The following is a 12994-nucleotide window of genomic DNA, read 5'->3' on the forward strand; positions in this document are numbered from 1 at the left end:
GGCGTTCCGCTCCCCCGAGTTTGTCCGCTGTTAGAAGTTCATCACTTTTTTCGCCGTTTCGATTACATCTTTAAAGTTTGGCAGCCATACCGATTCCGCCTGAGCAAACGGATAGACCGTGTCCGGAGCGGCCACGCGCAACACCGGCGCCTCAAGGCTTAAGATGGCGCGTTCGTTAATCTCCGCCACGACGTTGGCGGCGATGCCAGCCTGCCGTTGCGCTTCTTGAACGACAATGGCGCGGCCCGTTTTTTCGACCGAACCGATGATCGTTTCAATATCGAGCGGCTGCACGGTACGCAAGTCGACGACTTCGGCAGAAATGCCTTCCTTCTCTAATTCTGCCGCCGCTTTTAACGATTCATGCACCATGGCGCCGTACGCGATGATCGTGATGTCTTTTCCTTCCCGCTTAATGTCCGCCTTGCCGATCGGAATCGTGTATTCCCCTTCCGGCACTTCCTGACGGAACGAACGGTACAGCTTCAAATGTTCAAGGAAAATGACCGGGTCGTTGTCGCGAATCGCCGAGATGAGCAGCCCTTTCGCATCATACGGCGTCGACGGAATGACAACCTTCAAGCCTGGCTGTTGGGCGACAAGCCCTTCCAAGCTGTCTGAGTGCAACTCCGGCGTATGGACGCCGCCGCCAAACGGAGAACGGATCGTAATCGGCATATGGTAGCGTCCGCCCGTACGATAGCGGATTCGCGCCATTTGCCCGCAAATCGAATCCATCACTTCATACACGAAGCCGAAAAACTGGATTTCCGGCACCGGGCGAAACCCTTGCAGCGCCAAACCGATCGCCAAGCCGCCGATTCCTGATTCGGCGAGCGGCGTGTCAAAAACGCGATCTTCGCCAAATTCGGCCTGCAGCCCTTCCGTCGCCCGGAATACGCCGCCGTTGACCCCAACGTCTTCCCCGAAAATGAGCACGTTCGGATCATTTTTCAACTCGATACGCAGCGCATCGGTGATCGCCTGAACCATTGTCATTTGCGCCATGGCTTACTTCGACTCCTTCTCTTTGTAAATTTCATACTGCTCCTTCAAATTGAACGGCAGCTCTTCAAACATGATGCTGATCAAGTCGGTTACTTTTTGCTTCGGCGTTTCGTCCGCTTTCTTGATCGCTTCTTTAATCTCTTCTTTTGCCTGTTCAATAACGTTGTTTTCTTCTTCTTCGCTCCACAAGCCTTTCGCCTCTAAAAACTTGCGGAAACGCACGAGTGGGTCTTTCTTCGCCCATTCGTTTTCCAACTCTTTCGAACGATAGCGCGTTGGATCGTCACCGGACATCGTATGCGGGCCATAGCGGAAGCAGAGCGTTTCAATGAGCGTCGGCCCTTCGCCGTTAATGGCGCGCTCGCGAGCAGCTTTGACCGCTGCGTAGACCGCAAGCGGGTCCATGCCGTCAACTTGAATGCCCGGAATGCCGGCGGCGACTGCTTTTTGCGCCAATGTTTTGGCAACGGTTTGCTTTTCGACCGGCGTCGAGATGGCAAAGCGGTTGTTTTGCACGACAAAGATGGCCGGCGCCTTAAACGCCCCCGCAAAGTTGATCCCTTCGTAGAAATCGCCTTGCGACGTGCCGCCGTCGCCCGTATATGTAATCGCCACTGCTTTTTTGCCCCGCATTTTCAAGCCGAGCGCCACACCAGCTGCTTGGATGTATTGGGCGCCGATAATGATTTGCGGCGGCAGGACGTTTACGCCTTCTGGAATTTGGTTACCATGGAAATGGCCGCGCGAGAACAAAAACGCCTGATACAGCGGAAGCCCATGCCAAATGATTTGCGGAACGTCGCGGTATCCCGGCAAAATAAAATCTTCTTTTTCCAATGCAAAATGGCTGGCAATTTGGCTCGCTTCCTGCCCGGCGGTCGGCGCATAAAACCCGAGTCTCCCTTGGCGGTTCAACGAAATGGAGCGCTGGTCAAGAATGCGCGTATACACCATGCGACGCATCAGCTCTTTCAGCTGCTCATCGCTCAGCTCCGGCATCGCCTCTTCATTGACGACTTCTCCTTCCTCATTCAAAATTTGAAATGTCGGGAACTGCTCGGCCACTTTCTCGAGCTGCTCCGCAAATGGGAATTGGAAGGTCTTTACACCCATCTTGTTCACCTCTGCCTTTCATCAAGAAATTTGGAAATCAGGCTGTCTTCATCCATATACTATTAATGTACCCAAAAGTAAAGAAGAAATAAAAAGCAGCCGCCGCTTGGCGCAACGGAAACCGAAAACGGCGCCGACATCTGTATTACTATTTTTTATATCCTCATTAACACAGCGTCTGTTCTCAAGTTTTAGTTTACACTTTATTTTTCACGCCGTCAACGACTTTGATTTTCCGTTGCTTTCCCTTTTGTCTCCTGGTTGTATTTGGAATCAGGGACATTCCTGAAACCATCTGTTATACCACATCGAAACAACACTGTATTAATTCTGTATTATATTTTTCGGGAAATGCAAAACGCAATGTCCGTTCATGTTATTGACAGCGCTTTCTTAAGTTTATTTTCCAATTTATTCCTTATACGCCGATAATATCTCCAGACGGCCGCATTTTCATTTACGGCGCACAGGCATTTTTGTTAGACTAACACTGTAGACCGCGATGCGAGAGACAGGAGTGAAAAGGCGAATGATCACCATGAAAGATATCATTAAAGAAGGGCATCCGACGCTGCGGAAAGTGGCTGAGCCCGTTCCGCTGCCGCCTTCAGAGGAAGACAAACGCATTTTGCAAAGCTTGCTTGACTATGTGAAAATGAGCCAAGATCCGGAACTGGCGGCCAAATACGGCCTGCGGCCCGGCATCGGCCTCGCCGCTCCGCAAATCAACGTCTCCAAACGGATGATTGCCGTTCATGTCACTGATGAAAACGGAACGCTGTACAGCTATGCCTTGTTCAATCCGAAAATCGTCAGCCACTCTGTGCAGCAATGTTATTTGACGACGGGGGAAGGCTGCCTGTCGGTCGACCGTGATGTGCCCGGATACGTACTGCGCTATGCCCGCATCACGGTCACCGGCACGACGCTCGACGGCGAGGAAGTCACCTTGCGCCTCAAAGGATTGCCGGCCATCGTCTTCCAGCATGAAATCGACCATTTAAACGGCATTATGTTTTATGACCGCATCAATCCGGCCGACCCGTTCCAAGTGCCAGACGGAGCGATCCCGATCGGGCGCTGAACCGTGGCCGGCCATGCCAAACAGCTGCCCCGCCGAATGAGCGGCGGGGCAGCTGTTTATGGAATCAATTGCAATTGTTTCAATCCGTGCCATATGCCTTCTTCACTGACCGGTTTCGTTACAAAATCGGCGACTCGTTTCACTTCCTCATGGGCATTTCCCATCGCCACTCCTGTTCCGACGAACGACAACATTTCAATGTCGTTCAGCCCATCGCCGAACGCATACACATCGCCTTTGTCAATCCCGAGCTTCTCAATCATCAGGCGGATCCCCTCCGCTTTCGATCCCCCTGCCGGCAGCACATCGGTCGACACATCGTGCCAACGGACAAAACGGAATTCTGGATAATTGCGCACGTACGGTTCTTCTTCTGCGGCGCGGCAAAACAGCAGCGCTTGGTAAATGTCATTGTTTTCGTAATAAAGGGGATCGACAGGCGGGTGGGAAAACTTCAAGCTTCCCATGCTGACATGAATGTGCGGATGGTCGCCGACGCTCGCCCTCATTTCCTCCGCGTCCATAAAGACGAGCGGATGACCGTTGCGGTGGGCGTCCTCAGCCAACGTCCGCACTTTCTCGCGGCGGAGCGGACGCTTATGCAGGACAGTTCCTTCAAAAACGACGTATTGCCCGTTGAAGCTGACGAACGAGTCGATCCCAAGCTGGCGGCGTACATCCGCAAACATAAACGGCGCCCGGCCGGTGGCGATGGCGACATAGACGCCGGCCTGTTTTAGCTGGCGGACTGCCTCAACGGTTGATGGCGGCAGCTGTTTTTGTTCATCAAGCAACGTGCCGTCAATGTCGAAAAACACGATTTTTCTGCCCACGTTCTCTTCTCCTTGCCGAAAATGTATTCACTGTTTACCGTACTGAAAAACAATTGGAATGTCAACCGAAAGGCACGGTTCGTTCCATTTTTCCCCATGAAAAACAAGCCTCTACCTACATAACATATATAATAGAAACATTTACTTTCGTCGCAAATTGAGTACAATAAAAAGTAAGGAGTGATGAAAAATGTTGAAAAAGCTGAAAAAAAAGCTGCTTCAACAGTGGAAAGATTTGCTCCGGAAAAAATTGATCGCCTAACTGTTCCAACAACAGCCCTTCGGACGGAAGGGCTTCTTTCCCACTTTGGCGAATGAAACGGCCAAAATCCGTCAAAGATGATACGTACCGTCGGCAAACCTCCCGCCTGTTTTTTTGCTTTTGAACGACAAAAAACATGAAAACGGGGTTGCATTTTTATATAATGGAAAAGCAATCATTGTACGATAAGGAGAGATTCGGTCATGATTTTCAAAGTGTTTTACCAAGACAACGCGGAAGAGGTGCCCGTGAGAGAAAAAACGAAAACGCTCTACATTGAAGCAGAATCAGAGCGGGAAGTACGCCAAAAGCTGCAAAACCGTCCGATCAATATCGAGTATATTCAGCCGTTAGAGGGGGCGCATTTGGAGTACGAAAAGAAAAGCGCTAATTTTCAAGTATTGGAGATCTCATCATGAAACTATTAACGGATCAGCAAGTCGGTGTGTTTGCCCTCGGCGGACTGGGTGAAATCGGGAAAAATACATATGGCGTACAATTTCAAGACGAAATTATTGTGATTGACGCGGGCATCAAGTTTCCAGAAGACGAATTGCTCGGCATCGACTACGTCATCCCGGACTATTCGTATTTAGTCAAGCACGCGGAAAAAGTGAAAGGGCTGTTCATTACCCATGGACATGAAGACCATATCGGCGGCATTCCGTATTTGCTCCGGCAGGTGAACATCCCGATTTACGGCGGCAAGCTGGCGCTCGGGCTCATCCGCAATAAACTCGAAGAGCACGGGTTGCTGCGTCAGGCAAAACTCATTGAAATTCGCGAAGAGGATGTCATTCGCTTCCAAAAAACAGCGGTCACTTTTTTCCGGACGACGCACAGCATTCCGGACAGCTACGGCATCGTCGTTAAAACGCCGGTTGGCCAAATCGTCCACACAGGAGACTTTAAATTCGACTTTACACCGGTCGGCGAACCGGCAAATTTGACAAAAATGGCAGAAATAGGGAAGGAAGGCGTGCTTTGCTTGCTCTCGGACAGCACGAACAGTGAAATTCCGCATTTCACGATGTCCGAGCGGCGCGTCGGCGAGAGCATCCACGACATTTTCCGCAAAGTGAACGGCCGGATTATTTTTGCAACGTTTGCGTCCAACATCCATCGGCTTCAACAAGTGACCGAAGCGGCGGTCGCCAACAACCGGAAAATCGCTGTCTTCGGCCGCAGCATGGAAGCGGCGATTGAAATCGGCCAAGAACTCGGTTACATCAAATGCCCAAAAGGCACGTTTGTTGACGCTAACGAAATCAACCGCCTGCCGGCCAATCGGGTGACGATTTTGTGCACCGGCAGCCAAGGCGAGCCGATGGCGGCGTTGTCGCGCATCGCCAACGGCACGCACCGGCAAATTCAAATCATCCCAGGCGACACGGTTGTTTTCTCCTCATCGCCAATTCCGGGCAACACCGTGAGCGTCAACCGGACGATCAACATGCTGTGCAGAGCCGGTGCGGAAGTGATCCACGGCCCGCTTAACGACATCCATACGTCCGGCCACGGCGGGCAAGAAGAGCAAAAACTGATGATCCGGCTCATGAAGCCAAAATATTTCATGCCGATCCACGGCGAATACCGGATGCAAAAAATGCACGCCAAGCTCGCCATTGACTGCGGCGTGCCGGAGGAAAACTGCTTTATTATGGACAATGGCGAGGTGCTCGGCATCAGTGAACACGAGGCGCGCATCGTCGGCAAAATTCCGTCCGGCTCCGTTTATATTGACGGCAGCGGCGTCGGCGACATCGGCAACATCGTCTTGCGCGACCGCCGCATTTTGTCAGAGGAAGGACTCGTCATCGTTGTCGTCAGCATCAACATGAAAGAATTCAAAATCGCCGCCGGCCCGGACATTATTTCTCGCGGCTTCGTCTATATGCGTGAGTCAGGTGACTTAATCAGCGAAGCGCAAGTGTTGATCTCCAAGCATCTCGAAAAAGTGCTGGAACGGAAAACGAACCAATGGTCGGAGATCAAAAACGAAATTACGGAAACGCTCGCTCCGTTCTTGTACGAGCGGACGAAACGGCGGCCAATGATTTTGCCGATCATCATGGAAATCTAAAGAAAAAAAGGGCGTCCTTGCAAAAGGATGCCCTTTTTCCGTCATCATCATGCACAGGCCGCCTGCCAGCCGTCAACCGACCACTTTTTCCTCAAACCGGTCAATGTCGCTGTCAGCGCCGATGACGACCAACACGTCGCCTTTGCGGATGATTTCCGAGGCGAGCGGGGAGACGATGACGCTTGTTCCACGCTTGATGGCGACGATGTTGATGCCATAGCGGGCGCGGATGTCAAGCTCCAAAAGCGAATGGCCGTCAAGCCGCTCGCTTGCCACGATTTCGACAATGCTGTATTTGTCCGACAGCTCCAGATAATCTAGGACGTTGTTGGAAATCAAGTTGTGGGCGATCCGCTCGCCCATGTCCCGTTCTGGATGCACGATTTGGTCAGCGCCGATTTTTTTCAGCACTTTCTCATGGTAATCGTTCGTTGCCTTGACCGTAATATGGTTGACGCCGAGCTCTTTTAAAATCAGGGTCGTCAAAATGCTCGCCTGGATGTTGTCGCCGATCGCGACAATGACATGGTCGAAGTTGCGGATGCCTAAACTTTTCAGCACGCTTTCATCGGTCGTGTCGCCGACGACGGCGTGTGAAGCGATCGACGCAAATTCGTTTACCCGGTCTTCATCAATATCGATGGCCAATACTTCCATCCCTTGTTCGCTCAGCGTCCGGCAGATGCTGCCGCCAAAGCGCCCGAGGCCGATGACGGCAAACTGTTTCTTTTTCATTGACACTCCTCCATCGTTGATCAAGCATTGTTTCTCCCCTTATTTTAGCAAAAAAAGAAAAAGAAACGAAAACGTTCTTCGTTCCTTTTCCACCATTCCTTTACGCTATGCGATTTTGCCATTTCGCCCAAAAGCGGGCTGCCAGCGCACACAGCCCGAACGTTCGTCATCAGCGAAGTTTTTCTTCGACTTTTTGGCAAATCTCTTCTGCGGTAAGCCCGCTCGCTTCAATGACCGGACCGGACGTGACGATGTTGTGAATGCCGGCGATATTGGCGTCCAGGCCGGTAATGACGCAGCAGTCGCAGCCCCGGGCATCTTGTTCCCCGCCAAGCGGAACAACCTCATACCCTCTTTCTCTCAATGCCTCCTGCACGTCGGTCAGCGATTGCTCAACACCGATTTTCGCCATCACACTCCACCCCCTCATATACATAATGTGTCTTGATGGAGGTGGAACTATACTTCATTCGGCGTTCCCTTTCCATGAAAAATAATCAATTAAAAAGGCGATCGCCCGGTCAATGGCCTCTTCATTTGGGGTGAGCTTTGCATGATGCAACCCATGGGGCGAATCCACGCCGAGCCAAAACATCAATCCCGGGATTTCCGCCAGCATATAGCCAAAATCTTCACCAGTCATCGCCTCTTTGCAGCGAATGACGTTCATACCGGGATGCGCTTCGGCAAACCGCATAAATTCCGCTGTCAGCGCCGGATCGTTGTACACTTGGTAGTACATGGCGCCGTAATCGATCGCCGCCTCGCATTCGTAGGCCACTTCGATTCCGCGCACGATCGCCTCAATCCGCCGCTTGACCGCCTCCATAGCCGCAGGCGACAGCGTCCGGATCGTTCCCTCGAGCCGGGCATGTTCGGCGATGACGTTTTGCACTGTCCCCCCGGCAATTTTCCCGATCGTAATGACGGCGCTGTCGAGCGGATCAACGTTGCGGGCGACGATCGACTGCAGCTGAACGACGAGCGTGCAGGCAGCGACGACCATATCGTTCGCCAAATGGGGAAAGGCTGCATGTCCGCCTTTTCCTTTTAAATCGATAAACAGCTCCGATGTATTGGCAAACAACAGTCCTTCTTTCGTCGCGATAGTGCCGACCGGATATTCCGGGGCGATATGCAAGGCGACGATCATATCCGGCCTCCATTCCTGCATGATGTCGCTTTCCATCATCGGCTTCGCCCCGCCCGGCCCTTCCTCGGCCGGCTGGAAAATAAACAGCAAGTCATCTTGAATCGGATGATGTGCGAAATGGGTGAGCACGCCAAGAGCGATGCTCATATGCACATCGTGGCCGCACGCATGCATGCACCCTTCATGTTCAGAGCGGTACGGCAAACCGGTCTCCTCGCGGATCGGCAGCCCGTCTATATCGGCGCGGTAGCCAATCGTTTTTTGCGGCGATGTTCCGTTGACTTTGACAAAAATCCCGGTTTTCCATGTCCGGACTTGAAGCCGCTCTTGCGGCAGCGACCGAATATAGTGAAGCAAATATTGCTGTGTTTTAAACTCTTGAAACCCGAGCTCGGGAATTTTATGCAAGTCGCGGCGAATGGCGACAAATGGGCTGATCGCTTCCATCCTCTCTCCTCCATTGGAAAAAAGCTGCCCCGTGAGCGGACAGCTTTTTTCCCGTCATTATAACTGGCGAAGCTCTTGTTTAATTTCCGTTTTCGCTCTCGTTTGTTCGTCGATTTGCTTAATGACGCGCGCCGGCACGCCGGCGACAACGGTATACGGCGGCACATCCTCGACGACGACCGCCCCGGCGGCGACGACCGCCCCTTTGCCGACGGTGACGCCTTCCAAAATGACAGCATTCGCGCCGACAAGGACATCGTCTTCAACGATCACCGGCTTCGCCGATGGCGGCTCAATGACTCCGGCCAACACCGCTCCGGCGCCAATATGGCAGTTTTTTCCGACCGTCGCCCGGCCGCCGAGCACCGCATTCATGTCGATCATCGTTCCTTCACCGACAACCGCACCGATGTTGATGACCGCTCCCATCATGATCACGGCGTTGTCGCCGATTTCCACATGGTCGCGGATAATGGCGCCCGGCTCGATGCGCGCCTTGATTCCTTTTAAGTCCAACAGCGGAATGGCCGAGTTGCGACGGTCGTTCTCGACGACGTAGTCCTCGATTTTGTCTTGATTCGCCGCGATTGTGGCTTGAATGTCTTGCCATTCGCCAAACACGACCCCGGTGTTGCCGGTGATGAACGGTTTCGCGCTCGGGCCGAAATCGATGCCTTCGAGTTCCCCTTTTATGTATACTTTAACCGGTGTCGATTTTTTGCTGTTTTGAATAAACGAAATGATCTCATTGGCGTCCATCATCTTCATCGGCGATTTCCTCCTTCATGCTGTATTCTTTTTTACTTTAGCAAAACAAAGATGTTGGTGACAAGCATCAATTCATAAAAGTTTTCGGCCCTGATTCGACCGCCGCAGCTGTTTATTCAATTGCTTCAATATTTCGCGGCGGGTAAAAATCCCTTCAAAATAGCCATCCTCGTTCTCAACGCACACAAACGGATGGTTAACGATGAGCCCTACCGCTTTCCAAAGCCGGTCGTCAAGCCGCAGGCGCGGGATGTTTCGGTTCATCACTTCTTCGACCTTCATCGTCTCGATCCGTTCAAATTCGATGCGCTCCACCCCTAAAATCGCATCCATAATCATCGTCATGCCAATCAGCCCATGCAGCTTGTACGACGTATCAAGCACCGGAATCGCCGAGTAGCCGGTTTTCGTCAGGACGAGCAACGCATGATCCAAATAATTGTCCACTTGAACGTGCGCTACTTTGTCAGCTGGAATCAAAAATGACTTGACCGTCATGTTCGCCCATTCCTCATTTGCAAATAAGCTCATACATCCGTTCCGCCTTTCTCTGTATGCATCTTCTCCTCTCCACCTGTATGATACCATAAAAAAGACTATCGCTTCCTTACAAGCGATAGCATCAGCTTTGTTTTTATCCTTCCTCGGTCAGCAGCCGGTCATACAAACGCAGCAGCTGCCGGTATCTCTGTTCATCGGCCTCTTTATTTCCGTTTTCAATATCCTCCAGCTCAGAACGGACGAGTTCCAGCGCGTACTGCTGGCTGAACATCACCTCGAGCAACAGTGTCGCTTCCTCGCCCGACAGCTGAAGCGGCAGCCGCTTCCCCATCTTCATTCCCCCTTTGCCCTTTCCGCTTCATATATATTCATCGGCGGCGGGAAAAAGTCGCGAAAAAAAGCGCCATTTCCGGACAATCAAAAAGGCCGTCCAGACGGATGGCCTTTTCAATAATAGCGCAGCGCCAAATAACCGATCGCAAAAATAGCGAGCAAAGTAGCCAATACGTAAGCGAGCAGCATCGGGTTGCGCATATACGCATGCTCTTGCACCGTTTTCGGAACTGGTCCGTCAAGCTCTCCTTGCCAGCGCTGCTGGCGGCCGAGGCGGACTGTATAGACGAAGCCGATGACTGCGATCAGTACAGAGAGGGCAGATAACACAAAAGTGAGCTGTGCCATAAGTTTCACCTCATGCTTACTTTGCCGCAACGCGGCGATTTTATACGGTCAATAATGGGCGTCATGTTCAAACAAATAGCTGTAGGACAAGTCGATAAACAAATAGTGGCGCTCATCGATCGGATACGAATACGTCCGGATCGTCTCCCCGGTTTCAATGTCTGTGTACAAATCCGATAAAATCCCCCGCCGACGCGAGCGCATGCGAATGATGTTTTCCAAAAAATATGGCCGCCAGCTCCAGTTTTTCATGTAATATTCGTGTTCGAGCTCCCAGCGGCCGCCGCGCTTGAACATGTTGCCCGACTGCTGGAAGCCGTCCTCATCGCAAACGTAAATGCGGAAACAAACGTCATCGAGCTCGGCCGCCAGCGATGAAATGAGTTCGTTGAAATTGCCTGCTTTTTTGTATTTGCCAAGCAACGCCGTGATTCGCTGCTGAAACTGTTCAGAAATATGGTACAGCGTTTCAAGTTTTTTCTTTTCTTGCTGGATGAAGCGATGGCATTCCTGGCGCAGCAAGTCTTTCAACAAATCGCGCGGCACGGCTTCCGGTCCGGGCTTCGCCAAATAATACCCTTGGTAGTAGCGGCCGCCATGCCGCCAAGCGTACTGAAGTTGAAAGGATGTTTCAATATCTTCGTACAAAAGCGTCGCCCCGATTTTGCGGGCCAACAGCGAGATGGAATGGACGATTCCTTGGTATGCCTGATGAACGGACGCTTTTCGCAATTCATGCAAATCGATTTTTAAAATGTCAGGCGACAACACCCCGATCCGCTCCAAGTTGATGCTATGTTCAGCGATGTTGTCGACCGCCACTTTCACACCGTACGTACGGATGTATGTCAATAAATGGTTGAGCTGATCAACATCCCCTTTAAAATGTTGCTCGTTAATTTCTAATACGATGCGGCCAAGCGCCAGTCCTTTCGCCTCATAGGCAAGAAGCAGCTGCAAAAACGACTCGCCGCGATCGAGCATCAACAAATTGGCGTCGCGGTTAAAAAAAATGAGCGGCGTCTGATCCGCAAGCGCCAAAAAATAATCGAGCGCTTTTTTCGTGATCACATCATCCACTTCGATGCGAAATTCTTCTGGAATGGTTTCATCGTGAAAAAACGGCCCAAGGCTGACCGGCCCTGTTTCCGTTTGAAAGCGCCCGAGCACTTCGTATCCGACGACCCCATGCTCATCGGCGCTGAAAATCGGTTGATAGTGCGGAATCACTTGCGGCAAGTTGGCCATCACGTCTAATGCATCCATCGTGTTCACCTCATCCCCATCGACCATCTTTGCCTTTATTATAGCATAATTGCCCAATCGTTCCTGACTCGTAAAAAAGCGGCTCCCCTAACAGCAGGGAATCCACTTGTGACAAAGGCCGTTGCGTGCAATGAGCCGGTTGCCTGCGATAAATGAAGAAATACAGCCTGCAATCCCTTTTGGGTGAGGACCATCTTGCTTTATGGCAAATTTGATTAAAACGGCCGCCGGTTCAGCCATTGGCCGCCGTCAACTGTGATGCAAGCGCCGTTAATGTAAGCGGCTTCATCTGAAAGCAAAAACGAAGCGACCGCCACGATTTCTTCCGGCGTCCCGAGCCGCCCGAGCGGCACGCTTTCCAACGTCATCCGCTCTGCTTCCTCTGATTCCCAAAGCCGCTCCGCCCCGCCGGTCCGCTCAATCGGCCCGGGAGCGATCGCATTGACGCGGAAGCCGTACTTTTTCCCCATTCCACAGCAAGCGTGCGCGTCATTGCCAGCACTCCAGCCTTGGCGCTCGCTGAATGAATGACCCCGGCGCCAGCGTGCCAGGCGTACGTCGCAATAATGTTGAGGATATTTCCTTTCAGGCCACGCTGAACCCAATAGTTGCCGACTTCCCGGCTGCAGTAGAACGTGCCGTTTAACACAATGTTGATGACGCTGTTCCAGCCGTTGATCGACAACTTTTCCGCCGGGAAAATAAAGTTGCCGGCCGCATTGTTCACCAAAGCATCGATGCGGCCAAACTCCGCATCGGCCCGTCCCACCATCTCGGCGACTTGCTCCGGATTGCGCACATCCATCGGCACGGTGAGCACGCGCCCCCCATCAGGCGCAGCAATTTCTCGCTTTGCCTCTTCCAGCGCATCGGCTCTCCTTCCGGTAATGACAACGTTCGCCCCTTCGGAAACAAAACGCTTGGCCATATATTTGCCCATGCCGCTTGATCCGCCTGTCACGATCACAACTTTTCCATTCATTTTCTCTCCCCCTAACATGACTGATGATTCATTCATTTTTCATCATATCATAAAAAGGTTGAATATTCGAACATTATT

The 12994-nt window shown here is 51.9% G+C and carries 15 protein-coding genes and 1 pseudogene; 4 read left to right on the forward strand and 12 right to left on the reverse strand.

What is annotated here, in order from left to right:
* Positions 1-30: 30 nt before the first annotated feature.
* Positions 31-1008: a pyruvate dehydrogenase complex E1 component subunit beta gene (gene pdhB, locus AP057_RS05020; RefSeq protein WP_033016213.1), complete on the reverse strand. Its 978-nt coding sequence runs from the start codon at positions 1006-1008 to the stop codon at positions 31-33.
* A 3-nt stretch (positions 1009-1011) separates the two neighbouring features.
* Positions 1012-2121, reverse strand: a complete 1110-nt coding sequence (pdhA, locus tag AP057_RS05025; RefSeq protein ID WP_033016215.1) for a pyruvate dehydrogenase (acetyl-transferring) E1 component subunit alpha — start codon at positions 2119-2121, stop codon at positions 1012-1014.
* Between the two features lie 529 nt (positions 2122-2650).
* On the opposite strand from pdhA, the gene def reads away from it, so the two are divergent.
* On the forward strand, positions 2651-3205 hold the full coding sequence (gene def, locus AP057_RS05030; protein WP_033016217.1) for a peptide deformylase: 555 nt from the start codon (positions 2651-2653) through the stop codon (positions 3203-3205).
* Positions 3206-3261: 56 nt separating this feature from the next.
* Here def and AP057_RS05035 read toward each other — a convergent pair whose 3' ends face one another.
* Complete coding sequence (locus AP057_RS05035) at positions 3262-4038, reverse strand: Cof-type HAD-IIB family hydrolase (protein ID WP_033016218.1); 777 nt, start codon at positions 4036-4038, stop codon at positions 3262-3264.
* A 183-nt stretch (positions 4039-4221) separates the two neighbouring features.
* Between AP057_RS05035 and AP057_RS18020 the strand changes: the two genes are divergently transcribed.
* From AP057_RS18020 to rnjA, 3 genes are all read left to right on the forward strand, one after another.
* Entirely contained in the window at positions 4222-4356 is a 135-nt protein-coding gene (locus AP057_RS18020; RefSeq protein WP_255350129.1) for a hypothetical protein, read from the forward strand.
* Positions 4357-4503: 147 nt separating this feature from the next.
* Complete coding sequence (locus tag AP057_RS05045; RefSeq protein ID WP_033008480.1) at positions 4504-4719, forward strand: DNA-dependent RNA polymerase subunit epsilon; 216 nt, start codon at positions 4504-4506, stop codon at positions 4717-4719.
* Positions 4716-6383, forward strand: coding sequence for a ribonuclease J1 (rnjA, locus tag AP057_RS05050; protein WP_033016220.1), 1668 nt, complete (start codon positions 4716-4718; stop codon positions 6381-6383). Before AP057_RS05045 ends, rnjA begins: the two co-directional genes overlap by 4 nt.
* Before the next feature lie 72 nt (positions 6384-6455).
* Here the strand turns inward: rnjA and AP057_RS05055 are convergent, their stop codons facing one another.
* From AP057_RS05055 to fadH, 9 genes and pseudogenes are all read right to left on the reverse strand, one after another.
* Positions 6456-7118 carry a TrkA family potassium uptake protein gene (locus AP057_RS05055; RefSeq protein WP_055358207.1) on the reverse strand — a complete coding sequence of 221 codons (663 nt, stop codon included), beginning with the start codon at positions 7116-7118 and terminating at the stop codon, positions 6456-6458.
* A gap of 169 nt (positions 7119-7287) precedes the next feature.
* Positions 7288-7530 carry a YkuS family protein gene (locus AP057_RS05060; protein ID WP_055358208.1) on the reverse strand — a complete coding sequence of 81 codons (243 nt, stop codon included), beginning with the start codon at positions 7528-7530 and terminating at the stop codon, positions 7288-7290.
* 54 nt (positions 7531-7584) lie between these two features.
* Entirely contained in the window at positions 7585-8718 is a 1134-nt protein-coding gene (locus AP057_RS05065) for an N-acetyldiaminopimelate deacetylase (protein ID WP_033008475.1), read from the reverse strand.
* Positions 8719-8775: 57 nt separating this feature from the next.
* Complete coding sequence (gene dapD, locus AP057_RS05070) at positions 8776-9486, reverse strand: 2,3,4,5-tetrahydropyridine-2,6-dicarboxylate N-acetyltransferase (protein ID WP_033016226.1); 711 nt, start codon at positions 9484-9486, stop codon at positions 8776-8778.
* Between the two features lie 72 nt (positions 9487-9558).
* Positions 9559-10017, reverse strand: coding sequence for a cyclic-di-AMP-binding protein CbpB (cbpB, locus tag AP057_RS05075; RefSeq protein WP_055358209.1), 459 nt, complete (start codon positions 10015-10017; stop codon positions 9559-9561).
* 103 nt (positions 10018-10120) lie between these two features.
* Positions 10121-10318 (reverse strand): antirepressor AbbA, encoded by a 198-nt coding sequence (gene abbA, locus AP057_RS05080; protein WP_055358210.1) that lies wholly within the window; start codon positions 10316-10318, stop codon positions 10121-10123.
* Positions 10319-10434: 116 nt separating this feature from the next.
* Complete coding sequence (locus AP057_RS05085) at positions 10435-10668, reverse strand: hypothetical protein (protein ID WP_033016232.1); 234 nt, start codon at positions 10666-10668, stop codon at positions 10435-10437.
* 48 nt (positions 10669-10716) lie between these two features.
* The gene (locus AP057_RS05090) at positions 10717-11934 is read right to left on the reverse strand and encodes an EAL-associated domain-containing protein (protein ID WP_050368776.1); all 1218 of its coding nucleotides are present in this window, start codon (positions 11932-11934) and stop codon (positions 10717-10719) included.
* Positions 11935-12149: 215 nt separating this feature from the next.
* Positions 12150-12916, reverse strand: a pseudogene (gene fadH, locus AP057_RS05095) (2,4-dienoyl-CoA reductase).
* Positions 12917-12994: the final 78 nt, after the last annotated feature.

It is taken from the genome of Geobacillus sp. Sah69, assembly GCF_001414205.1.
Taxonomy (GTDB): domain Bacteria; phylum Bacillota; class Bacilli; order Bacillales; family Anoxybacillaceae; genus Geobacillus; species Geobacillus stearothermophilus.